The following is an 18,706-nucleotide window of genomic DNA, read 5'->3' as shown; positions in this document are numbered from 1 at the left end:
TTTTTATAATCTTGGTTCTACTTGGTCTAAGTAAGAATTCCATTCCTCTAACGAAAAATTTGGCTGTTGCAAAAAACTTTTCATGTCAGGAATCGGTTTACTATCTGCGTTTAGTTTTGGACTTCTTCCTTTTAATTCGTTTCTAGGCTCTAATAAATGGGCATATTTAGTTAAAACACTATCTAATTGCTCATTAAGTCCTATAAACTCGCCATTTTCATTGGTAGTTATTTTTGTTTTATCTATTTGGCTACCAAAAAGGTCAACATCTTTTACTCCCTTTTCAAAAAATGCTTTAGCGATTGCATTATCTAAAACGGAATCATTTAATTTTTTATTTAAAGCTTCGTTTAAACCTTGTAAATTACTTAGTTCCTTCTTATTTTTCTTATCAGAACTTTGTAATTCTTGTATAGTGGATTTTAAACTATCATAATCACTATAAGGTTCTTTTACTTTAGCTTTAATTTTTTCTATTTCTTGTTTATATGTATTTTCTAACTCTATTATTTGCTCGGGTTGTAACCCATACTTAGAGAAATCCATCTTTTATAATCCTCCTCTGTACTAGGTATTATTAAACATCTACAAAAAGGGTGATCGGGGCAAAATGGAGCGGATTGTCTGATAAAGATTTTTCTATCATAGCTCCTACATACAGGACATGTTTTTTCATCTTCGTGGGCAATCCATTGCACAAATTGAATGCCTGCCCTTTCATACGCCCTTTGACAAGCCGAATTAATCGTATGATGTGTTTCTGTATCTAACAAACGTCTAAGTCTGTAATAATAATTTTTTTGGAGTTCCTTAAGTTTTAAAGTGTCTATTTCTTCTTGTTGCAACTCTTTAAACTTCTTATAAATCTCCCTTAAATTCCACTCTAAACGCTGTTTGAAATTCTTATTTCCTACCCAAACACTATTAACAACATTTTTTATAGCTTCGAGAGTTAAGTGCTGATCTATATTTAATTCTTTATTTAAAATTTTTTCTGTGGAAAAATAAGAATCTATTAAACTATCTTCGATTAATTTTGAGATTTGTGTATATTGTTTATTAAGTAGCTTGTCTACTTCTTTAAGTCGCTTAATATCGACTTCTTCCTTAGTATAGCTTACATTTTGGGCATTAATTATATTAATTTCCCTCTCTACTTTTCTTATTAAATTTAATAACATTAAAGTATATATAAATAACTTCTTATTCTTTTTATCTGCTTTACTATATAAAGCCCATAAGGCTAACATTGTGTTATAATCCATATTTATTTAAATCACCTTTTCCAAAATAATCATCATTTTGTTTCGAAACTTTTTTAATTTCTTCTTGTGCATCCTTAACCCAAGGGTGGTTATTATATAAGGTTTCATCACTTACTACGCCTTTAGCCTTACGCATTGCATCCATTTGTTTATTTAAAGTATCTGCTTGTTCGTTTTCGTTCATAATGCTGTTAATATCAAAGGAAATTTTAATTTTAGCTGAAGGTGTAAAGTTATATTTAATTTTTAAATATTCCATAAAAAAGTATTGGAATTGATTAAAAGCAAGCTTAAATTGACTTTCTAAGCCATTACATTTAATTTCTAGACCTTGGTAAAATAACTTTAAAGCCACTCCACTAGGTGGTAATTGTCCTGTTTGAGGTAAATGGAATGCACCACTTAGTTTTATTATGCTTTCTTCTAATAGGTTCGTATGCGTTGTCGAAGCTTCGCAATCTATAGGTTGGGTAATAACTCCAATGTTTGCTCCACTACCTTGCTGGCTTACATTATCAACTTTGGCTACACCATATAATTTTAAGTTATGGATAAATTCATCTAGGTCTGTGCCTTGTGCATTACTTATTGTAATTATAGAGTTAACAAACTTTTCCAATGTATTAGCTAAGTCACTTCTAACAAAATCGAAATTATCTATTAAAGATTTAATAGGAATTATATCCGATTGCTCTATAATATTATTTTTAAAGCATATAAACGGAGTTTTACCCCAAGTGTGTGGATTTTTATTATTTAAAAAATCGGGCTCAAATCCATTAAATTTACCATCTATCAAATCTAATTCTGTAAAAGTATTATTTTCCAAGACCAATGCTCTACCTTGTACAATATAGCGCTGGCAACCCTCTGGTGTCCAATACTCTAAGTGTGTATCTCCTTGCGGTAAATTTAATCCTGTTCCTGTTGTTGTATATACCCTTATTACGCCTTTAAGGTCTGTATGTAGTTGGTCTGTCCAAATAGGTATGCACTCCTTAAATCCAAATACTTGTGCTTTAAAATCTCCGTTGTCATCTATGTATGGGAACAGCCAACTTCTACCTTCAATCGACGCCTGAGTTCCTAAAAATCTAAGCCAGTAATTAAAGTTATTTTCCTCGCACCAGTTATTAAAATACTCTAAATATTGCTCATCTTTACATTCAAATTTTGGGGATTTTGCTAAGCAATAATTTATTTTTTGGTTTATAAGGTAGTTTCCCCAGTTATGGCTTAATTTATTATTAGGTAAATCGGGTTCGGGTAAGGTTTTTCCATCTATTAATTTAAATTGTTTTCTTAATCTAATATCATTTTCTCCTTTATAGTATTTTTCTCCTATTTCTGCATCTATATATTCGGGTTGTGCTGTCCATTGGATATATAAACTGTATAAATCAGCTTGGATATTTTTTTGTTGTTTCTTCATACGCCTTTTTTCCTTTCTTTTACTAAAAAATCTCATATTAATCTCCTTTCATTTTATTTATAAACATCTTATTATAAATGCTGTTAGTAGACATAAAAGAAATAATAATATTATATGTTCCTCTGTAAAATACATAATTAATCTCCTTTAATCTCCTGTATACTCGTGTATACATTAATGTTTAAACCCCAAACTTCGGAAAAACTAAATTTTCCGAAGTTCTAGGTTTAGTATATAAAATCCCTTCTACTTGGATATTTTTTAGTTGGTGCAATAAGTGGGAAATAATCATTTGGGTGGAGTAAAGAATCTGTATAAATAGCATATCTAAGACCATCTAAGGCATCATCGTTGGTTTTTACAGGCTCGTCATCTGATCCCCAAACATATAAACTAAACTCCTTAGGTAAGTCCATAATATCCTCTTTAACTAGATATAATCTATCCTTTAGCAATAACTTAGATACAGTTTCTATTCCTGGTTTAACATTTTTATTAGCAAGTTGGCACTTAATACCCTCTTTTCTAAACCTAGCTATATGCTCTGGTCTCATTTATATTCGGTGAGGGGCGCTACTCCTCACCCGTTCTCTTATGAACTGCTTACACTTTCATGCAAGATTAGACTATATCTTCAATCTTAGATTGCTCCATGTTTCCACTAGCTTTAGTGTACTCTACTTCCTTCTTTTATCCTTTGAAAGATAAAATGGTTTCGATAGTCGTTGAATCACTTCATCTTTAGTTAATTCAATATAAGAAAAAATCATGCCTTTATGACTTCTTTCCACACCCCTTGCTACTGCTAAAGCATGGCCTTGATTAAATCCATCTAGTTTTACATCAGCGCCACTTTCATATTTTTTTACTAATAATCCCTGATTATCATACATAAACACTTGTTTAGCATTAGCATAACGTGAATTTTCCTTCATAGTAGCCCATCTTAAATTAGTATAATTATCATTCTTAATATCCCCATCTATATGGTCTACTGTTTCTTTATTGGTTGGATTAGGTATAAAAGCCATCGCTACTAAGCGATTAATACGAGGATAAATATTACGTTTTATATTTCTATATCCTCTTTTTTGACCAGTTAACTCAGTTGTACATAAACATACTGTACGATAACCACCTTTCGACTTAGAACTAGGACTTGATAATTTAATAGCTAATGTTTTACAACCTTTTGAATCTATTGATAAAACGTCGCCTTGATCAGTTATCCAGTATCTATCTTTCACCTTTTCAAATCCGGGTAAAGTATTTATTTGTTTTTTTCTCATTTGAATCACTCCTTTAAAAATATGTTCATATATATGATATCATATGTTCATATATAAAGTATCATATTTTTAAAGTTTTTTTGAAATGACTGCTGATTGCCCATTGTTACATACTTTAGATTGTTAGTTTATTTCAACTACTAAAGTCTTTAGGGGTTCCCAGCAATTAATGGAGTTAAGTGCCAAATGTTTAGCACTATCTGCGTAAAAAGGTATATCTCCATATTTAGTGATAAATTCTTTACATTTTAATACCCAAGAATCTATTAATAATAAATCCTTTGTATATTCTTCTAAACAATAAATATTCTTATTTTTATCCATTCCATAGATAGATATAGAACCTTTATGTTTATATCCCCAGTCTATACCTCCCCATATTCTAATCATGTTCAATTTGCCATTTAAATATGGTAGGTTATCCTTAGTTATAATATGCTTATTAGCGTTAAAATCCCTGTATACAACGCCTTCTGCATTAACCCATAGTCCTAATATATCTCTATCGTAAAATACTCCTTGTGGAGTGCTTGCCTTTACAGATTCTATATATTCTGTATCTAAAGCTGTATTATCATCTAGTTTAAAATCAAAATTTATTATATTTAATTTCCCACTAGATAACCTTTGTCCACTTTTATCTATATAATCCGTTTTTACAAAATGTAAGGGATTTTCGGGGTTTGTGTCCATGTAAATAAAAGCTCCAGGTAAAGAACATCTAGAAATAGATTCTTTTATAAAAGTTTCATTCAGGGCGGTTGCTTCATTCAGGAAACAGCCTTGTGCTGTAAACCCTCTTACAGTCTTCCAAGACGCCGAATTATCCCCTCCAAATATATACACCTTATTACCAAAAATATTAATGTGGTTATCCTTATGTAGTTTAAAATTGGTTTGTAATATTTCTTCCCAATCGTTTAGAACATTACGCTGTATAGTGCTATAAGTTGCTCCTCCTAAAATAAAGGACTTACCTTCTCCATAATGTTCTGCTATCTTACCTAACATAAGGGTGCTAATAACATAAGTTTTGCCAGCACGTTTAGCACCATTACAAATTAAAATTTTAGGATTTTCCTCTTTAACACATCTTATAACTTCTTTTTGTTTCTCGGTAAAACTAGGCATTTTCCACCAACCTCCTTAATAAGTCAGCTTTATCTTTATCCGATTCCTTATCATTTCTATTTTTATCTTTAGCTACTTCTAGCTTTTCAACTTCTAGCTGTAATTTATCTTGTGCTAGATCATCTGCAAAAGTTAGTCCATTTAGTTCTTTTAAAGTATTTACAGCCAAGGTCATGGCAGATATGTTTCCCTGTTTAAATCCCTTCTCTTTTGTGTCCTCTGTGGCTCTCTCTAACAGTTCTAACATTCGCTCCGATAGTTCTGTCCTTTGTATTAATTTTTGGCTAGAATAAGCGTCTAAAAGTCGACTATATCTTGCTATAATCTTGCTATTCTTAAAAAGTCTACTGGCATTACTGGAAATCGTCGAATCACTCATGTTTTCACAATTGTAGGCTTGTTTATAAGCTTCAAGTTGCGATAAACCATCTAGTAATCCTTGTATAAATTGTTCTTGTTTATAAGTCAACATTATTTAATCATCTCCTTTTTTAATTTAATAAAGAAAAAAGACCACCCGAAGGCAGTCCTTTACGCATTGAGTTGGTCTAAAAAAATGAAAAATACGAACATAGACAAAACATATATTACAGAGTACTAAAAAAACTGAATGATAAACTAACAGACAAAATATTAAATTGCTAAATAAATTCCTTACAATATTGATTATAACTAAACTACAACCAAATGCAATACCTATTAACCACTAGTTAATTTTTGTTAATGTTTGTAAATTAATTTCTCTTACTCTGTTCTTAATTGTGCGAATAGAACAATTAAAATATATGCTTAATTTCTCTAATGTGTATCCTTCATTTTTTAATTTTTCTAATTTAGCAATATCTATATCTAACTTTGGTCTTCCTCTTTTTAATAATGTTCCTGTTGCTTTTTTCCATCTGTATATGTAAGGATAATGTGTATTGTATCTTATCGAAAGACTTACAATACTGTCAAATCCATGTTCTTTAAAATCCTGTGGAATATACATAAAAAAACACCTCACTAATAATAATAGCAAGATGTTTTACGTTTGTGTTTAAAATTAACCACTAGTTAATTTTTGTTATTTTTTTCTATTATCTTTGTTCATAATCTTCTTCATCATCAGCCCAACCCAAAAGTTGCTTTTCTAATTTATCATAATCATATTTTCTTTGAGTGAAGTTAGCAAAATTAGAAACTTCTTTTTTAGGTTTATCGAAATCTTTTTTAGTTTCAAATTTATAAGTTCTAGGTTCTAAATCTTTAACATAGAATTTAATACTAGTAATTTTTCTTCCTGTTTTAATATATTCAACTTTATATATATCTAGTAATTCTTTTTCTTTAAGTTCTTTAATACAAGATTCTATAATTCTTTTTCTAAAATCTGCAAATACTTTATATTTATCTTGCAACATTAAATATTCTTTAATTTCATCTACAGAATATTCGATAATTGTTTTACTACCTGTCCACATTCTAAGTAATTCATAAAATCTTTGTGCATTGGTTGCACCGAGACTTATATATTTAGTAACATTACTAGGAGTAAAGCCAGTAGTAGTATATTCATGAATTAATTGCAGTAACAATATAGGTATTTCTATTACAAACTTATCTGATTCAGGATTATATTTCGCTCCACTTAACACATTCACATGTAACCATTCTCCATTTTCTTTTATTTCCATAATCTCGTTTTCTTTTAAATTTTTTAAAAATTCTTTAATAGATTCAACACTATTTATTGCTTTATTTTTTATTAATTGTTTCATTTCACGAGTTGCAATCTCAGCTATATTTATTTTGTTTTTTTGTATTTCATAAAATACTTTTTGCAACACTCTATTTTGTGCAACTGTAAAATCATATTTAGCTTTAATTAAAGTATTACTTTTAAACAATATTTCTAAATCATTCATTTGTATCTCCTGTAGAAAATTATTTTGGTATATTATACCTTAGATTTCTATGGACATCAAGTTAGAATTTTGTCCATATATGCTCCTTGATTTGTCCATATATGCTCCTTGATTTGTCCATATATGCTCCTTGATTTGTCCATATATGCTCCTTGATTTGTCCATATATAACTCTTAAAAATCGCATGAAAAGCCAATCCCGAGACCTCTAAATACATTAAATACTATTAAATACTATATAAATACATTAAAAGAGAAAAAAAGACATATAAAAATTAAAAATCTAGTGTAATTTTACAATTTTCTAAGTTTTGGTATAATATTAAATGTAATACATATAGAAAGGATTTATAAAAATGCAAAATAAATATACAGTTTCATTTATTTTAGGGTTAATAGGAAGTATACTGGCACTATTAAGTGAAGTGGGAGTTATGTTAATTGGAACTTTAGGGACAAGCTTTGGTGCAAGTTCTGGTACTACTCTAATCGGCTTAGGTGTAGTATCATTCTTATTTGCTATAATTGCATTAGTTTTTACTTGTTTAATAAGTAAAATGCCAAAAGTAGCAGGAATGGTATTAATAATATGTGCTATTATAGGATTTATTTGTTCTTTTATGGCATTTCTTATTCCTGCTGTTTTATTAATTATTGCTGGAATAATAGCATTAGTTAAAAAGAATTAAGTAAATAAAAAGCAACTAGAAACCTAGTTGCTTTTTACTATTACCCCATATCTTCTCTTTTAAACTCTCATAATATTTATATTCCAATAAACCCCTTCTTATTACATTTATATAATACCATATAAATACAAAAAAAGTAAATATATTTAATAAAAAATTAATAATTAGACACGAACTATCTTAATTTTACAATTTTCTATTTTTTGCTATACTAGTTTTTGTAAATAAGTTTATCAATAGGAGGTAATATGAAAAAATTTAAAAAAGGCTGCTTATTAACGATATTAATAGTAATTGTACTTTTTGTTGGTTTAATACTAATCGCAGTCGCAACTAATAATCAAAATCTTAACTCTAAACCATTAAATGCAACTCAGTCTAGTAAAACTGAAAGTTCAGATACTATAAGCAGAACTCAATCATCTACTACAACATCAGAGAATACTGTTAGCGATAACAATAAAACTACAACAGCGCATAATAGCAGTGCAACTACAAATAATGAAAATCATGCTGTAAACTCTAATAACTCAACACAAGCGACTACAACACCAAATAATAATATGTCAGTTCAACATAATACTACAGAAACACAAACATCTCAGTCAGTTAGTAAACAGACTTCAACCAATACTAATAAGCCACAAGCAAGTAAACAATCAACAACTACTCAGGCACCTACTCAATCTACTAAGCCTGTAAGTAGTACTCCAGTAACAAGTAATCAGAATACAAATGTTACTAACACACCTAAAACTCAAAGCACTACACAACAAACTCAATCTCAAGGTGGTGGAACTGCTACATATACTGGTACAATTGATTATTGGAGAGCTGACTTACATAGTGGTCCAAGCTCATCAAGTTCAGTTATTGAGTATCACTTAGGTAAAGGAGCTGAAGTAACTGTATTAAGCTCTAGTAACGGTTGGGATTATGTTATGGTAAATAGTAATGGTGATACAGGTTATGTATATTCAGGATTTGTAGATTAATGCGGAAATAATTATTAGAGGTGATAGTAATGATTTTAACCGTTATAGCAGTTATACTCATAATATTTGCAATTATAGGTCCCATAGTACAAAAGCATAATAAAAAGAAAAATCAAGTTAATATTCCGTTTGACCGTAAAGAGCCTAGTGAGAAAAAGTATATAGGCTCACCTACACATGATAATCCGGAAGCCTGGATAGAAGAACGTGCTAAACATTATGATAATGGACCTGGTAGATCTAGATATGGCAATAGAAGTTATAATGGCCATGTGCATACTGCTGAGTATGAAAATTATATACATAGTAGTGCCTGGCGTTCACGTCGACAACGTGCTTTACAACTAGGACATTATCGCTGTGCTAAGTGTGGATCTACAACATCTTTACAAGTCCATCATTTAAGCTATCAGCATTTAGGTCATGAGTTAGATAATGAATTAGTAGTATTATGTGCTTCATGTCACAGGCAAGTGCATAGTCGTTCTGTAAGTACCACACGTAGTTCTAGTAATAGGGTATATACTTCTAGTTATAAACCATATATAAGGAAACACATTTTTTATAAGCCTTATGTAAGAAAATATATCATTCCTAAGTCTTATAGAAAGAAAAATATTTTTTATAAACCTTATAGGAAGAAAAAGCGTTGGTTTTAATAAAAGCCGGTAGATTTAAAATCTATCGGCTTTCTTTTTTAATTTTGTTTTTTCTTATCTTCTTTTAACTTTTCTAATCCTAATCTAATTAGTTCAATGGTTGCTTGATTTCTATTAGGGAATCTATTATTAAATCTAAAATTTTCGATTTCTTCAAGCATTTTTTCATCTACTGTAATAGAGTAACGCGGTTTAGTAGTAGCCATGTAATCACCTCCTATATTATTTATTATAACATAAGTGGTGTACTGGTTCAATTATTAAAAAAATAAAAAATATTTTTTAAATCGGTTGACTTCACCAGTGAACCAGTGTATTATATAAATATACCAAGTGAACCACTTAACCAGTGATTCACACAAGTGAAAGGAGGAATTAAGATGGCAACAAGTTTAAGAAGATTTTCAATTTCTATACCAGCAGATATTGAAAAAGAGTTAGATACTTTAAAACAAAAAGAGTTCTATAACAAAACACAAAGTGAGATGTTAAGACATCTTATAAGATTAGGCGTTGAAGCAAGTAAAGAAAAGGAGAGATAAGAATGAAAAACATAATAACTTTTGAAAACATGAACCAATTAACTATATCAAGTATGGAAGTTGCAAAAATGCTAGGGAAAGAACATAAGTATCTTTTAAGAGAATTAGAGGGGAATGAAAATTCTAAAACAGTAGGAATTATCCCTGCTTTGGAAAGAGCAAAATTTGCACTATCCAAATATTTCATAAAGGATAGTTATTTTTCTGGAACTAGAAGTTATAAATGTTATCAAATAACTCGTTTAGGCTGTGAACTTATAGGCAATAAACAACAAGGTGAAAAAGGAATCTTATTTACTGCTGCTTACGTAGAAAGATTTAATGAAATGGAACAAGCTTTAAAAAACAAACAATCAAATACTCTAATAGTAAAAGATGATTTAAATAATTTAGTATCTAACTTACAACAAACATTAGAAGAATGTAAATCTTATTACAAGATAAACTGTGTAGCTAAGCACCAATACTGTGATTATATTAAAAAACGCCTAGGAATACTTAGAGTAAACAAAGAATATGAACAAGTAAAAGCAAGGTTATTTACAATCTTGGGAGTACAAAAATGGGAAGATATAAGCCATTACGATAAGAGTAATATAGTTTCTTTAATAGATGAAAGTATTAAGGTAATTAAGTCTGAGAGAAAATATGAACAAACAATAATGGAGATATAAAAGGAGAATTAACAATGAAAGGAATGTTAATAATTCTAATATGCCAAATAGTATTAACGGTATTAGAAATAACACAAAACTTAAGTAACTTAGCTATATTGTTTATAACAATAGTAGTAATAATGTTAGCGGTAGCTAATGTATTAAGAGTAAAGGAGAGATAAAAATGAGTAAATGTCTAGAACTAGAACCACTTAAATACACAATAGAGTGTGAATCTATAGAAGAAATGGAGGAACTAAAGGCAAAGTTAAATAATAAGACTGAATTTGATGTTAGACTTTCTGATGATATTCCGTTAAAAGGAAAATTAAAGGTTGAATTTTTATTAAGAGATTTAGAAACGAAAAAAAATAAAGGAGAGATAAAAATGAATAAAAAAGTATTTAAAAATCTTACAGAGGAAAAGATTGAAAAAATTAAGGCAGAGTTAATCGGATTAAGCGCCTCTGAATGGGGATATATAAAAATTGGTATGGATATGTATTTTAACAAGAAAGCCGCCAATATAAAAATTGACGACTCTACAGAGTTAGATTCTTATCTTAAAAGAAAATATTAAGATTCTACTACTTGTATAAACATTGGATGTATGCGATAGTCCTTACCGAAATAGTGAATATAAACATAATCTTGTTGATACATTGTATGTTCTTGTTCCTTATTTATAGGACTCCAAATTTCAGCATTTTCTTCCCACCATATTATTGGAGACTGATGATTACCCCCTACTTTACAGTTAGGGTCATCACCTAGGTTAACCCAATCGCCTATTAAACAAGCATATATACTTGTCATACATTTCACCATCTTTCATAATTTATTTCGACTTAGCGGAGCCGATACTTAAATTATAAAAGTTATAAATGTATAGGACAAGTTTAACAAATATATATATTAAATTTAAAGGAGAGATAAAAATGAATAATTTAATGATTTTTGAAAATAAAGAGGTAGAAGTATTCGAATTTGAAGGAAAGGTATTATTTAATCCATATCATGTTGGAGAATGTTTGGAATTAGAAAAAAGCTCTGTAAGAAATTATTTAAGCAAAATGACTACTAATCAAGCTATTTTATTAAAAAATTCTAATGTCCTTAATAAAGACATTAGAAAATTGCACAATACAGGAGAAAAATTCTTAACAGAAAGTGGAGTTTATAAACTAATATTTAAATCCGATAAAAAAGAAGCTGAAAAATTCCAAGATTGGGTAACAGATGAAGTATTACCTCAGATAAGAAAAACAGGCGGATATATTTCTACAAATGAAAATATGTCTGATGAAGATATTTTGTCAAGAGCCTTACAAATAGCTAATTCAAGAATAGAAGAAAGAAATAAACAAATTAAAGAACTTAAACCGAAAGCAGAATATACAGATATGGTCTTACAAAGCAATAATACATTTACAATTCGCCAAATCGCCAATGATTATGGAATGTCTGCACAAGAGTTTAATAAATTGCTTAATAAATTTGAAATCCAATATAAACAAAGTGGACAATGGTTATTATATAAGCCATACAAAGATAAAGGGTACGCTTGTTCCGAAACTACTATAATATCTAATGGTGTAGGTAGAGTTAGAACATCTATGCATACAAAATGGACACAAAAAGGAAGAAAATTTATATATGATTTATTAAAATGCAAAGGAATTGTACCAACTATGGAAGGGTAAGAAGGCTTAAAAAAATGAAAACAATATATATGAGTTGTAAGAGCATAGATGAAATAAATAATTACAGGAAGAAGTATAAAAAAGTATTAAGAAGAGAAGTAGTTAATAATAGTTATATCCAGGAGTATGTAATAACTAAAATAATTACACCATTAGCAGAATTAGAGGTAAAACTGTGCTTTGAATTGGAGGGTAAAGCATGAAATACAACAGATTAAGGACACAAATAACAATAGAAATAACAAGTTTAATACTATTTGTTATGAGCCTTATTTCTCTAGTTGTAAGGGGAATAGACGGGATTATGTTGGTAACTATGGTATTAGGAATGTTAGGAATAATTATAGATATAGAACTGGAGGAATAAAAAATGATAAACAATAAAGAGTTAAGAAAGAAGTTATCTATTAGAGATAGGATAATAGAAGATTTGATTAAGGAAAATAGAAGGTTATACAAAGATAATTGCTCTAAAGATGTGGAAATTGGATATTTGAAGGACTTAATAGATAGTTACGAAGCCAGTTTTAAGTTTAAACATAGTAGTGCCCATGGCTTTAAACAAGAAAATGAATATTTAGGAGGTAGATAATATGTTACCTGAGTGCTGTTATGATTACAGATATGATAATTTTTATAATACGAGGTTACAAGTAGATACTTGTGAAATGTGTGGTAACGCTATCTATGAAGGTGAAGAATATTACGATGTATTAGGTGTAGCTGTATGTAAAGAGTGCATAGATGAATGTAAAAGGGAGGCAGAAATATAATGAATACAATGAAAATATACGAATTAACAAGAAATTACCAAAACCTAGAGGCATTACTAGATAACGAAAGCGTGGATAAGAAGATATTATTCGAGGAAATAGATAAGATAGTAGATACTATTGGAGATAAATTTATTAATCTACAAAAGGAAATAACAAATCGCAAAGCTGTAGCACAAAGCCAAAAGGAAGAAGCAGATAGAATAATAAAAAAAATGAAAACTAACGAAAAGGTAATAGAAACTCTAAGGGAGTATATGCTAACTAACTTAGAAAAATTAAAAAATAAAAAGTTAAAAACAGATAGCTATACTTTCTCTACTAGAAAAGTAGAAAGTGTTGTTGTAGATTTGGATTTATTAACAGAAGAGTATTATAAAATAACCAAAACAGCAGATAAGACAAAGATTAAACAAGATATTAAAAGTGGAAAAGAAGTTAATGGAGCAAAAATACACATTAAGAATTGTTTAAATGTAAGATAACAGGAGGAGAAAATAATGAATATATATGAAAAATTAACAGCGATACAAGTGAAATTAAAAGCACCAAAAGGGCAAGAAAATAAATTTGGTGGATATAAGTATAGAAGCTGTGAGGATATATTAGAATCTGTAAAACCTCTATTATCCGAAAATAAAGTGACTATGTTTATTACAGATAAAATTGAATTAATAGGAGATAGATTTTATATAAAAGCTACAGTAACCTTAATTAACATGGAAACACCCGAGGAACAGATACAAACTACTGCTTACGCAAGAGAAGAAGCAGTTAAGAAGGGAATGGATTCGAGCCAATTAACAGGAGCAACAAGTAGTTATGCTAGGAAATACGCCTTAAATGCTATATTTGCCATAGATGATACAAAAGACTCTGATGATGATAGAGGACAAAAACATTTTTGTGAAAAGTGTGGAAAACAAATAACTAGAGATATAGCGGTTAAGTCTTGGAAAATATGCAAACATAAATTATGCAAGGATTGTCAGCCAACTGTTGAAGGGAGTGCTAATTAATGGGAGATAAAAAATATTATTGGTTAAAACTTAAAGAAGATTTTTTTGAAGAAGATACCTTGGCATGGTTAGAAGAACAAACTAATGGTAAAGAATATTGCTTATTTTATTTAAAGTTATGCCTTAAATCTTTAAAAACTAATGGAATATTAATTAGAAATGTTGGACAAATTTTAATTCCCTATGATGTTAAGAAATTAGGTGAGATAACTAAAACAGATATAGATACTGTAACTGTAGCAATGGAGTTATTTAAGAAAATAGGATTAATACAGATTCTTGATAATGGGGAAATTTATATAACCCAATTAGAACAAATGGTAGGAAGTGAGACTAAGTGGGCTAAATATAAGAAAAAAGAAAGAGAATTAAAAAAATTGGACAATGTCCAATTACTGTCCAACATTAATCCAAAAAATGTCCATACAGAGATAGAGAAAGAGATAGAGAAAGAGAAAGATATAGAGAAAGATATAGAGATAGAGGTTAGTACAACTAAAGTTGCACTTATTCCAAAACATTTGGAATGTATAGTTATAGCCTGGAACAATCTTAACTTATCTACTATAAAATCTATACAAAATACTAGATTAAAGTTGTTAAATGCAAGAATAAAAGATTATGGAATAGATGGAGTATTACAAGCTATAAACTATATAAAAGAAAGTAGTTTCTTAAAAGGGCAAAATAATAAAAATTGGACTATTACTTTCGATTGGCTTATAAAACCCAGTAATTTTATTAAGGTGCTAGAAGGAAATTATACAGATAAGGAAGATGGAACTAATGCAAGGAATATTAAAAAAGATAATAGAACAAGCGCAAAGCCAAAATACGACTTCTCTTGCTTCTAAACAAGTGTACAAGTGTAATAAATGTAGTGATACTGGTTTTGTGGAACACAATGGCAGATACAAGCGTTGTGAATGTGCTGAATTAGATTATGTAAATAGACTTTGGACAAACTTTGGTGTAAATCCAAAAGATCTGAAAATGCTAAAAGAGTATGAATCTTATAATGATATAACTAGACAAGCTAGGGATAAAGCTATTGATTATATTAAAAGTTTTAATAGTATAGAAAAAAATAGAGGTAATGGGTTCTGCGTTATGGGACAAAGTGGGGCTGGCAAGACACATATTATAACTGCTATTGGTAAAGCATTATTAGATAAAAAAATTCCTGTTGTGTATATGCCCTATTTAGAAGCCATTAGAGAGTTGAAAAGTAGTGTATTAGATATAGAACACTATAATAAATTAATCAATCGCTACAAGGGTGCTAGAGTGCTTATAATCGATGATTTATTTAAGGATAAGATTAGAAGTGGAAAATTAATAGGAGAATTAAAAGAATCTGATCTGAAATACATTTACGAAATATTAAATTATAGATACCTTAACTACTTACCAACTTTAATAAGTACGGAGTGTACTCCACACCTATTAATACAGCTCGATGAAGCACTTGGAGGGCGTATTTTAGAGTGCTGTGGTAAAAGATTTGGAGTGGTTTTTAAGGAAGATTGTAATTACAGATTAAGAGAGTTTATGTGATGAATAAGTTGTTAAAAATAATAGAAGTAATCCCATATAAAACGTTTAAACAGAAAATGAAAATTACAAAAAGTTTAACTGGTAACTACATAATAGAAGACTTAGGAAACTTGTTATATATACAAAGATGGGAAGTAGAGAAGTAGGTAATATAAATGGTAACGATAACAGGAATAAAAAAAGATAAGATTATAGAAATTTTAAGGAGGAATAAAAAAATGGTTAATTTTGATTTATTACAACAAGGACATTTGTTTAGCATACAAGTAAACGGAAAGGAGGTTATCCCCCTTTCTGAGGAAGAAATTATCTTCGTACATGATAAATATAGACAAGCTTATAAAAAGCCTTGTGTGGACGATTTAATGGAGAGAATCGAGGAATTAGAAGATGAGCTAATATTAAAAGATTCCGAACTTGATGAATTAGAAGAAAAATATGAAAGTCTAGTTAATTGGGCAATAAAGGCAAAACAGACAAAAGAAGAGTTAGAAAAAGATAATAGGGAATTAGTAACTAAAATATATTTTTTAAGAGATGAATTAAATGATTGGAAAAAAATGTGTAAAGAACTTAAAGGAGAAAATTATGACAGATAAACAACTTAATATTTTTTGGATAATTACTTTAGGAATTGCCTTTGTGATAGCTGTAATAGTCGTATTTAAATAAATGGAGAGATAGAAATAAAAAAGGAACGCATCTTGGTAAGGTTTATGAAAATTTTAAAAACATTTTGTATATCCAATGCGAAAATAGGTTAATAACAGTTTATAAAGATATGAACAATATTATAAAGTGTAATATAGGTTGTAAAAGCGGAATGACTCTAGAGGATTTACTGCAAAGAATAGAAGAAAATGGTGGTATGAATGAACATAGAAAAGAGTATGTAAGAATAATGGAAAATGCACATTTGTTGTTAGGGTAGGTGAAGAAAATGAAAAGATGGAAAGTTTTTGACGATTTAAAAGAAGATATATTGGAATTGGAGAGTATCCTATGAACCATAAAAAAAGAGATATAATAAATAATATTGCCGAAGAAATTAGAGTTCTTTTAAATATTACAAAAAATAAATTTAATATTGAAACTATTGTAAAAGATTTAAATGGAAATATAATAAAAGATTATTCCAGTTTTAATGAAGTTACTATAACAAAATCCTCAGATGATAATTTCGAAATATCTCTATCAGATGTTCCAACTATCAAAGGATAAGATTTTCAATAGCACATGAATTAGGTCATTTATTTCTTCATATGAATTACCTAGATGAAGAAAAATGGAAATAATATAGAATAGGAACAAGTCATGCTAGAAATACAAATATACCTTATACTGAGTATGAATCTGAAGCAAATGAATTTGCGGGAGCATTTTTAATGCCAAAATCAGAATTTATAAAAGTTGCAAATGAAAATATTGAAGATAACTATTATAATTTAAAAAAATATATCTGATGAATTTGATGTGTCGATAGAAGTTGTTAATGCACGAGGGAAAACATTAAAGCTATGGACTTAACTAAATAATAAAGAACTTCTCAATTTCAGATGAGTTAGCAGAAATGAAATGAAGTGGTTCTAACGAACAAACATATCGAGAATATATAAGGGAAACAGAAGAAGAATTTGGAATGGGAAAGAAGGATATAGAGGAATTAACACAAACAGAATTTGAAGACTATTTAAGATTGTTAGATTGGTTGTGGACAAAATAAAAGAAAGGTGAAAAAAAGGAGCGTGCGAGTATGAAAAAACGTTATTATCTAAAAGAGAAAAAAAGATTAAAAAGAGAAATTAGAAAAGAAGAAAAAAATCCTATTTTTGAACCAACATTACTATTCTTTACGGAAATGATAAGATTGAGAAATTTAGATAAATTAAGTTGGCTAGAAAGAAAATGGAAACATGGAAAGAAAAGTTTAAATAAAGTAGCTTATAAGAAATTAAGTGGGGATTAACCCCACTTTTTTATATATGTATATCTGCAAAATCGCAAAACAAGACTGTAACTGGTACTTTAAATTCTTTTGCTAAAGTATTTAAGACTGGTAAGCTTGGATTGCTTTTTTTACCTCTTTCCAATTGGCTTAAATAGGATGGACTAATTCCTGTTTTTTCCCCTAATTGTGTTATTGTTAAGCGTTCTTTTATTCTTAAAAGTTGTAGTTTTTTCATGTTCACACCTCGTATATTCTTATATTAATTATAGCATATTACAAGTAGTTGGTAACAATAAAAAGACCTCCAGTATATGGAGGTTCTCTTTTTTAATAATGATGTTTAAGATGTACATGTACTTCTAATTTTTTCTTTTTAGAAGTAGATTTTTTAGCTCTTCTTTTTCTATGTGTAGTTCTTTTTCTTACATAACCATACGCATAAGCGTGAGTTCTGGACGTTCTTTTTCTTTTTCTTCTTCCGATAGCCATAGTAACACCCCCTTTCTAATTTTTATTATATAATGGTAATTGGGCATTAAATATATTAAATTATTAGCCTAACCTTGGGGATTCTTCTGTTCTACTGTTTCTAAAATGGTATTAGCATCTTTAACAATAGGAGAAAGCTTTGGGTCTGTAATATCTGTTATTTTATTTACTGCTGTTAATACATTAGATAAATCTTTTTCTATAGATTCTAGTTTCTTGGAATGTAAATTTATATGGTATTTATGGGTAAGTAGAGTAGACACAAAGCCTACTACTGCTACACCTAATGTTATGTAATTAGTATCCATTTACGTATGCCTCCTAATTATTTATATATTCGCCTGTTAAGAATAATATTGCTTCGTTTTCTCTACGTTTTTGCAACCCAGGTAAGACGACTCCATCGCAATGATCCCATGCTGTAAATCGGCTGTTATAATCGCGTTATTATCGCAAGTTTTATATTTGCAAGTAAATCGGAATTTTTAAGAGCATCGACACCAAGGTTGTAAGCAAAATCGACAAGAGAATCAAATTCATTTTGGTTTAAATTTAATCCTTGGGTTAAAGGAGTAATTTGTAAGGCTACTTCATTCAATTGTTTTCTAAAATTGTTTTGGCTTGGGTTTCGGTTAGGTAAAATTAGGCTTGT

38 protein-coding genes are annotated in these 18,706 nt (G+C 29.2%); 22 read left to right on the top strand and 16 right to left on the bottom strand.

Features of this window, described 5'->3' with window-relative positions; genetic code table 11:
- Positions 1–3: 3 nt before the first annotated feature.
- The 10 genes from DR020_RS12055 to DR020_RS12660 form a co-directional block, all read right to left on the bottom strand.
- Positions 4–546: a phage scaffolding protein gene (locus tag DR020_RS12055; RefSeq protein ID WP_112366116.1), complete on the bottom strand. Its 543-nt coding sequence runs from the start codon at positions 544–546 to the stop codon at positions 4–6.
- Complete coding sequence (locus DR020_RS12050; RefSeq protein ID WP_112366115.1) at positions 507–1,265, bottom strand: minor capsid protein; 759 nt, start codon at positions 1,263–1,265, stop codon at positions 507–509. Before DR020_RS12050 ends, DR020_RS12055 begins: the two co-directional genes overlap by 40 nt.
- Positions 1,255–2,733 (bottom strand): phage portal protein, encoded by a 1,479-nt coding sequence (locus DR020_RS12045; RefSeq protein ID WP_112366114.1) that lies wholly within the window; start codon positions 2,731–2,733, stop codon positions 1,255–1,257. The genes DR020_RS12050 and DR020_RS12045 overlap by 11 nt, the downstream gene beginning before the upstream one ends.
- 191 nt (positions 2,734–2,924) lie before the next feature.
- Positions 2,925–3,251: a hypothetical protein gene (locus DR020_RS12040; RefSeq protein ID WP_112366113.1), complete on the bottom strand. Its 327-nt coding sequence runs from the start codon at positions 3,249–3,251 to the stop codon at positions 2,925–2,927.
- Between the two features lie 123 nt (positions 3,252–3,374).
- Positions 3,375–3,986, bottom strand: coding sequence for an HNH endonuclease (locus DR020_RS12035; protein ID WP_112366112.1), 612 nt, complete (start codon positions 3,984–3,986; stop codon positions 3,375–3,377).
- 123 nt (positions 3,987–4,109) lie between these two features.
- On the bottom strand, positions 4,110–5,117 hold the full coding sequence (locus tag DR020_RS12030; RefSeq protein ID WP_112366111.1) for a PBSX family phage terminase large subunit: 1,008 nt from the start codon (positions 5,115–5,117) through the stop codon (positions 4,110–4,112).
- Positions 5,110–5,589: a terminase small subunit gene (locus DR020_RS12025; protein WP_112366110.1), complete on the bottom strand. Its 480-nt coding sequence runs from the start codon at positions 5,587–5,589 to the stop codon at positions 5,110–5,112. The genes DR020_RS12030 and DR020_RS12025 overlap by 8 nt, the downstream gene beginning before the upstream one ends.
- Positions 5,590–5,823: 234 nt before the next feature.
- Positions 5,824–6,108, bottom strand: a complete 285-nt coding sequence (locus tag DR020_RS12020) for a hypothetical protein (RefSeq protein WP_112366109.1) — start codon at positions 6,106–6,108, stop codon at positions 5,824–5,826.
- Positions 6,109–6,196: 88 nt separating this feature from the next.
- Positions 6,197–7,024: a replication initiation protein gene (locus tag DR020_RS12015; protein WP_112366108.1), complete on the bottom strand. Its 828-nt coding sequence runs from the start codon at positions 7,022–7,024 to the stop codon at positions 6,197–6,199.
- A 39-nt stretch (positions 7,025–7,063) separates the two neighbouring features.
- Positions 7,064–7,189, bottom strand: a complete 126-nt coding sequence (locus DR020_RS12660; RefSeq protein ID WP_265327751.1) for a hypothetical protein — start codon at positions 7,187–7,189, stop codon at positions 7,064–7,066.
- 191 nt (positions 7,190–7,380) lie between these two features.
- Here DR020_RS12660 and DR020_RS12010 point away from each other — a divergent pair, with 191 nt between their 5' ends.
- The 3 genes from DR020_RS12010 (at position 7,381) to DR020_RS12000 (ending at position 9,367) form a co-directional block, all read left to right on the top strand.
- Positions 7,381–7,713 carry a DUF4064 domain-containing protein gene (locus DR020_RS12010; RefSeq protein ID WP_112366107.1) on the top strand — a complete coding sequence of 111 codons (333 nt, stop codon included), beginning with the start codon at positions 7,381–7,383 and terminating at the stop codon, positions 7,711–7,713.
- A gap of 248 nt (positions 7,714–7,961) precedes the next feature.
- Positions 7,962–8,708 (top strand): SH3 domain-containing protein, encoded by a 747-nt coding sequence (locus DR020_RS12005; protein WP_112366106.1) that lies wholly within the window; start codon positions 7,962–7,964, stop codon positions 8,706–8,708.
- A 29-nt stretch (positions 8,709–8,737) separates the two neighbouring features.
- On the top strand, positions 8,738–9,367 hold the full coding sequence (locus DR020_RS12000; protein ID WP_112366105.1) for an HNH endonuclease: 630 nt from the start codon (positions 8,738–8,740) through the stop codon (positions 9,365–9,367).
- A gap of 38 nt (positions 9,368–9,405) precedes the next feature.
- Here the strand turns inward: DR020_RS12000 and DR020_RS12380 are convergent, their stop codons facing one another.
- The gene (locus tag DR020_RS12380) at positions 9,406–9,573 is read right to left on the bottom strand and encodes a ribbon-helix-helix domain-containing protein (protein ID WP_174208903.1); all 168 of its coding nucleotides are present in this window, start codon (positions 9,571–9,573) and stop codon (positions 9,406–9,408) included.
- Between the two features lie 174 nt (positions 9,574–9,747).
- On the opposite strand from DR020_RS12380, the gene DR020_RS12375 reads away from it, so the two are divergent.
- From DR020_RS12375 to DR020_RS11990, 4 genes are read left to right on the top strand one after another with little or no spacing between them, the layout of a single operon-like run.
- The gene (locus DR020_RS12375) at positions 9,748–9,909 is read left to right on the top strand and encodes a ribbon-helix-helix domain-containing protein (RefSeq protein ID WP_174208902.1); all 162 of its coding nucleotides are present in this window, start codon (positions 9,748–9,750) and stop codon (positions 9,907–9,909) included.
- 2 nt (positions 9,910–9,911) lie between these two features.
- Positions 9,912–10,583 carry a Rha family transcriptional regulator gene (locus tag DR020_RS11995; RefSeq protein ID WP_112366104.1) on the top strand — a complete coding sequence of 224 codons (672 nt, stop codon included), beginning with the start codon at positions 9,912–9,914 and terminating at the stop codon, positions 10,581–10,583.
- A 14-nt stretch (positions 10,584–10,597) separates the two neighbouring features.
- Positions 10,598–10,747: a hypothetical protein gene (locus DR020_RS12340; RefSeq protein ID WP_160110488.1), complete on the top strand. Its 150-nt coding sequence runs from the start codon at positions 10,598–10,600 to the stop codon at positions 10,745–10,747.
- A 2-nt stretch (positions 10,748–10,749) separates the two neighbouring features.
- Positions 10,750–11,145 (top strand): hypothetical protein, encoded by a 396-nt coding sequence (locus DR020_RS11990; RefSeq protein WP_112366103.1) that lies wholly within the window; start codon positions 10,750–10,752, stop codon positions 11,143–11,145.
- Here DR020_RS11990 and DR020_RS11985 read toward each other — a convergent pair.
- The gene (locus DR020_RS11985) at positions 11,142–11,381 is read right to left on the bottom strand and encodes a hypothetical protein (RefSeq protein ID WP_112366102.1); all 240 of its coding nucleotides are present in this window, start codon (positions 11,379–11,381) and stop codon (positions 11,142–11,144) included. The two genes, DR020_RS11990 and DR020_RS11985, sit on opposite strands and share 4 nt — an antisense overlap.
- Before the next feature lie 122 nt (positions 11,382–11,503).
- Between DR020_RS11985 and DR020_RS11980 the strand changes: the two genes are divergently transcribed.
- The 15 genes from DR020_RS11980 (at position 11,504) to DR020_RS11920 (ending at position 17,583) form a co-directional block, all read left to right on the top strand.
- Entirely contained in the window at positions 11,504–12,268 is a 765-nt protein-coding gene (locus DR020_RS11980; protein ID WP_235865712.1) for a phage antirepressor, read from the top strand.
- A gap of 14 nt (positions 12,269–12,282) precedes the next feature.
- On the top strand, positions 12,283–12,471 hold the full coding sequence (locus tag DR020_RS11975; protein ID WP_112366101.1) for a hypothetical protein: 189 nt from the start codon (positions 12,283–12,285) through the stop codon (positions 12,469–12,471).
- Positions 12,468–12,635, top strand: coding sequence for a hypothetical protein (locus DR020_RS12335; RefSeq protein WP_160110486.1), 168 nt, complete (start codon positions 12,468–12,470; stop codon positions 12,633–12,635). Before DR020_RS11975 ends, DR020_RS12335 begins: the two co-directional genes overlap by 4 nt.
- A gap of 3 nt (positions 12,636–12,638) precedes the next feature.
- Entirely contained in the window at positions 12,639–12,860 is a 222-nt protein-coding gene (locus DR020_RS11970; protein WP_112366100.1) for a hypothetical protein, read from the top strand.
- Position 12,861: 1 nt separating this feature from the next.
- Positions 12,862–13,041: a hypothetical protein gene (locus tag DR020_RS11965; protein ID WP_112366099.1), complete on the top strand. Its 180-nt coding sequence runs from the start codon at positions 12,862–12,864 to the stop codon at positions 13,039–13,041.
- Positions 13,041–13,526 (top strand): siphovirus Gp157 family protein, encoded by a 486-nt coding sequence (locus DR020_RS11960; protein ID WP_112366098.1) that lies wholly within the window; start codon positions 13,041–13,043, stop codon positions 13,524–13,526. Before DR020_RS11965 ends, DR020_RS11960 begins: the two co-directional genes overlap by 1 nt.
- Positions 13,527–13,541: 15 nt before the next feature.
- On the top strand, positions 13,542–14,060 hold the full coding sequence (locus DR020_RS11955; RefSeq protein ID WP_112366097.1) for an ERF family protein: 519 nt from the start codon (positions 13,542–13,544) through the stop codon (positions 14,058–14,060).
- A complete protein-coding gene (locus DR020_RS11950; protein ID WP_112366096.1) occupies positions 14,060–14,914 on the top strand; it encodes a phage replisome organizer N-terminal domain-containing protein in 855 nt (284 codons plus the stop codon). Before DR020_RS11955 ends, DR020_RS11950 begins: the two co-directional genes overlap by 1 nt.
- Positions 14,847–15,617, top strand: coding sequence for an ATP-binding protein (locus DR020_RS11945; protein ID WP_112366095.1), 771 nt, complete (start codon positions 14,847–14,849; stop codon positions 15,615–15,617). The genes DR020_RS11950 and DR020_RS11945 overlap by 68 nt, the downstream gene beginning before the upstream one ends.
- Positions 15,617–15,763: a flavoprotein gene (locus DR020_RS11940; RefSeq protein WP_112366094.1), complete on the top strand. Its 147-nt coding sequence runs from the start codon at positions 15,617–15,619 to the stop codon at positions 15,761–15,763. The genes DR020_RS11945 and DR020_RS11940 overlap by 1 nt, the downstream gene beginning before the upstream one ends.
- Positions 15,764–15,835: 72 nt before the next feature.
- Positions 15,836–16,216, top strand: a complete 381-nt coding sequence (locus DR020_RS11935; RefSeq protein WP_146739596.1) for a nucleotidyl transferase family protein — start codon at positions 15,836–15,838, stop codon at positions 16,214–16,216.
- Positions 16,217–16,398: 182 nt separating this feature from the next.
- Positions 16,399–16,548 (top strand): hypothetical protein, encoded by a 150-nt coding sequence (locus DR020_RS12330; RefSeq protein ID WP_160110485.1) that lies wholly within the window; start codon positions 16,399–16,401, stop codon positions 16,546–16,548.
- A 71-nt stretch (positions 16,549–16,619) separates the two neighbouring features.
- The gene (locus DR020_RS11930; RefSeq protein WP_112366092.1) at positions 16,620–16,838 is read left to right on the top strand and encodes a hypothetical protein; all 219 of its coding nucleotides are present in this window, start codon (positions 16,620–16,622) and stop codon (positions 16,836–16,838) included.
- An 80-nt stretch (positions 16,839–16,918) separates the two neighbouring features.
- On the top strand, positions 16,919–17,080 hold the full coding sequence (locus DR020_RS12750; RefSeq protein WP_112366138.1) for an ImmA/IrrE family metallo-endopeptidase: 162 nt from the start codon (positions 16,919–16,921) through the stop codon (positions 17,078–17,080).
- A gap of 290 nt (positions 17,081–17,370) precedes the next feature.
- The gene (locus tag DR020_RS11920; protein ID WP_112366091.1) at positions 17,371–17,583 is read left to right on the top strand and encodes a hypothetical protein; all 213 of its coding nucleotides are present in this window, start codon (positions 17,371–17,373) and stop codon (positions 17,581–17,583) included.
- A gap of 10 nt (positions 17,584–17,593) precedes the next feature.
- Here the strand turns inward: DR020_RS11920 and DR020_RS11915 are convergent, their stop codons facing one another.
- From DR020_RS11915 to DR020_RS12320, 4 genes are all read right to left on the bottom strand, one after another.
- Complete coding sequence (locus tag DR020_RS11915) at positions 17,594–17,800, bottom strand: helix-turn-helix domain-containing protein (RefSeq protein ID WP_112366090.1); 207 nt, start codon at positions 17,798–17,800, stop codon at positions 17,594–17,596.
- A gap of 92 nt (positions 17,801–17,892) precedes the next feature.
- Entirely contained in the window at positions 17,893–18,054 is a 162-nt protein-coding gene (locus tag DR020_RS12325) for a hypothetical protein (RefSeq protein WP_160110484.1), read from the bottom strand.
- A 68-nt stretch (positions 18,055–18,122) separates the two neighbouring features.
- A complete protein-coding gene (locus DR020_RS11910; protein WP_112366089.1) occupies positions 18,123–18,362 on the bottom strand; it encodes a hypothetical protein in 240 nt (79 codons plus the stop codon).
- A gap of 125 nt (positions 18,363–18,487) precedes the next feature.
- A partial coding sequence (locus DR020_RS12320) for a glycoside hydrolase family protein (RefSeq protein ID WP_408069141.1) occupies positions 18,488–18,706 on the bottom strand: 219 nt, incomplete at its 5' end.

This window comes from Sarcina ventriculi, assembly GCF_900456775.1.
Taxonomy (GTDB): domain Bacteria; phylum Bacillota; class Clostridia; order Clostridiales; family Clostridiaceae; genus Sarcina; species Sarcina ventriculi.
This window is presented reverse-complemented; position numbering and strand designations above follow the sequence as displayed.

Excerpts from the sequence above, each read along its gene's own strand:
- DR020_RS12055 (WP_112366116.1), bottom strand. The coding sequence starts at position 546 with ATGGATTTCTCTAAGTATGGGTTACAACCCGAGCAAATAATAGAGTTA.
- DR020_RS12050 (WP_112366115.1), bottom strand. The coding sequence starts at position 1,265 with ATGGATTATAACACAATGTTAGCCTTATGGGCTTTATATAGTAAAGCA.
- DR020_RS12045 (WP_112366114.1), bottom strand. The coding sequence starts at position 2,733 with ATGAGATTTTTTAGTAAAAGAAAGGAAAAAAGGCGTATGAAGAAACAA.
- DR020_RS12040 (WP_112366113.1), bottom strand. The coding sequence starts at position 3,251 with ATGAGACCAGAGCATATAGCTAGGTTTAGAAAAGAGGGTATTAAGTGC.
- DR020_RS12035 (WP_112366112.1), bottom strand. The coding sequence starts at position 3,986 with ATGAGAAAAAAACAAATAAATACTTTACCCGGATTTGAAAAGGTGAAA.
- DR020_RS12030 (WP_112366111.1), bottom strand. The coding sequence starts at position 5,117 with ATGCCTAGTTTTACCGAGAAACAAAAAGAAGTTATAAGATGTGTTAAA.
- DR020_RS12025 (WP_112366110.1), bottom strand. The coding sequence starts at position 5,589 with ATGTTGACTTATAAACAAGAACAATTTATACAAGGATTACTAGATGGT.
- DR020_RS12020 (WP_112366109.1), bottom strand. The coding sequence starts at position 6,108 with ATGTATATTCCACAGGATTTTAAAGAACATGGATTTGACAGTATTGTA.
- DR020_RS12015 (WP_112366108.1), bottom strand. The coding sequence starts at position 7,024 with ATGAATGATTTAGAAATATTGTTTAAAAGTAATACTTTAATTAAAGCT.
- DR020_RS12660 (WP_265327751.1), bottom strand. The coding sequence starts at position 7,189 with ATGGACAAATCAAGGAGCATATATGGACAAATCAAGGAGCATATATGG.
- DR020_RS12010 (WP_112366107.1), top strand. The coding sequence starts at position 7,381 with ATGCAAAATAAATATACAGTTTCATTTATTTTAGGGTTAATAGGAAGT.
- DR020_RS12005 (WP_112366106.1), top strand. The coding sequence starts at position 7,962 with ATGAAAAAATTTAAAAAAGGCTGCTTATTAACGATATTAATAGTAATT.
- DR020_RS12000 (WP_112366105.1), top strand. The coding sequence starts at position 8,738 with ATGATTTTAACCGTTATAGCAGTTATACTCATAATATTTGCAATTATA.
- DR020_RS12380 (WP_174208903.1), bottom strand. The coding sequence starts at position 9,573 with ATGGCTACTACTAAACCGCGTTACTCTATTACAGTAGATGAAAAAATG.
- DR020_RS12375 (WP_174208902.1), top strand. The coding sequence starts at position 9,748 with ATGGCAACAAGTTTAAGAAGATTTTCAATTTCTATACCAGCAGATATT.
- DR020_RS11995 (WP_112366104.1), top strand. The coding sequence starts at position 9,912 with ATGAAAAACATAATAACTTTTGAAAACATGAACCAATTAACTATATCA.
- DR020_RS12340 (WP_160110488.1), top strand. The coding sequence starts at position 10,598 with ATGAAAGGAATGTTAATAATTCTAATATGCCAAATAGTATTAACGGTA.
- DR020_RS11990 (WP_112366103.1), top strand. The coding sequence starts at position 10,750 with ATGAGTAAATGTCTAGAACTAGAACCACTTAAATACACAATAGAGTGT.
- DR020_RS11985 (WP_112366102.1), bottom strand. The coding sequence starts at position 11,381 with ATGACAAGTATATATGCTTGTTTAATAGGCGATTGGGTTAACCTAGGT.
- DR020_RS11980 (WP_235865712.1), top strand. The coding sequence starts at position 11,504 with ATGAATAATTTAATGATTTTTGAAAATAAAGAGGTAGAAGTATTCGAA.
- DR020_RS11975 (WP_112366101.1), top strand. The coding sequence starts at position 12,283 with ATGAAAACAATATATATGAGTTGTAAGAGCATAGATGAAATAAATAAT.
- DR020_RS12335 (WP_160110486.1), top strand. The coding sequence starts at position 12,468 with ATGAAATACAACAGATTAAGGACACAAATAACAATAGAAATAACAAGT.
- DR020_RS11970 (WP_112366100.1), top strand. The coding sequence starts at position 12,639 with ATGATAAACAATAAAGAGTTAAGAAAGAAGTTATCTATTAGAGATAGG.
- DR020_RS11965 (WP_112366099.1), top strand. The coding sequence starts at position 12,862 with ATGTTACCTGAGTGCTGTTATGATTACAGATATGATAATTTTTATAAT.
- DR020_RS11960 (WP_112366098.1), top strand. The coding sequence starts at position 13,041 with ATGAATACAATGAAAATATACGAATTAACAAGAAATTACCAAAACCTA.
- DR020_RS11955 (WP_112366097.1), top strand. The coding sequence starts at position 13,542 with ATGAATATATATGAAAAATTAACAGCGATACAAGTGAAATTAAAAGCA.
- DR020_RS11950 (WP_112366096.1), top strand. The coding sequence starts at position 14,060 with ATGGGAGATAAAAAATATTATTGGTTAAAACTTAAAGAAGATTTTTTT.
- DR020_RS11945 (WP_112366095.1), top strand. The coding sequence starts at position 14,847 with ATGCAAGGAATATTAAAAAAGATAATAGAACAAGCGCAAAGCCAAAAT.
- DR020_RS11940 (WP_112366094.1), top strand. The coding sequence starts at position 15,617 with ATGAATAAGTTGTTAAAAATAATAGAAGTAATCCCATATAAAACGTTT.
- DR020_RS11935 (WP_146739596.1), top strand. The coding sequence starts at position 15,836 with ATGGTTAATTTTGATTTATTACAACAAGGACATTTGTTTAGCATACAA.
- DR020_RS12330 (WP_160110485.1), top strand. The coding sequence starts at position 16,399 with ATGAACAATATTATAAAGTGTAATATAGGTTGTAAAAGCGGAATGACT.
- DR020_RS11930 (WP_112366092.1), top strand. The coding sequence starts at position 16,620 with ATGAACCATAAAAAAAGAGATATAATAAATAATATTGCCGAAGAAATT.
- DR020_RS11920 (WP_112366091.1), top strand. The coding sequence starts at position 17,371 with ATGAAAAAACGTTATTATCTAAAAGAGAAAAAAAGATTAAAAAGAGAA.
- DR020_RS11915 (WP_112366090.1), bottom strand. The coding sequence starts at position 17,800 with ATGAAAAAACTACAACTTTTAAGAATAAAAGAACGCTTAACAATAACA.
- DR020_RS12325 (WP_160110484.1), bottom strand. The coding sequence starts at position 18,054 with ATGGCTATCGGAAGAAGAAAAAGAAAAAGAACGTCCAGAACTCACGCT.
- DR020_RS11910 (WP_112366089.1), bottom strand. The coding sequence starts at position 18,362 with ATGGATACTAATTACATAACATTAGGTGTAGCAGTAGTAGGCTTTGTG.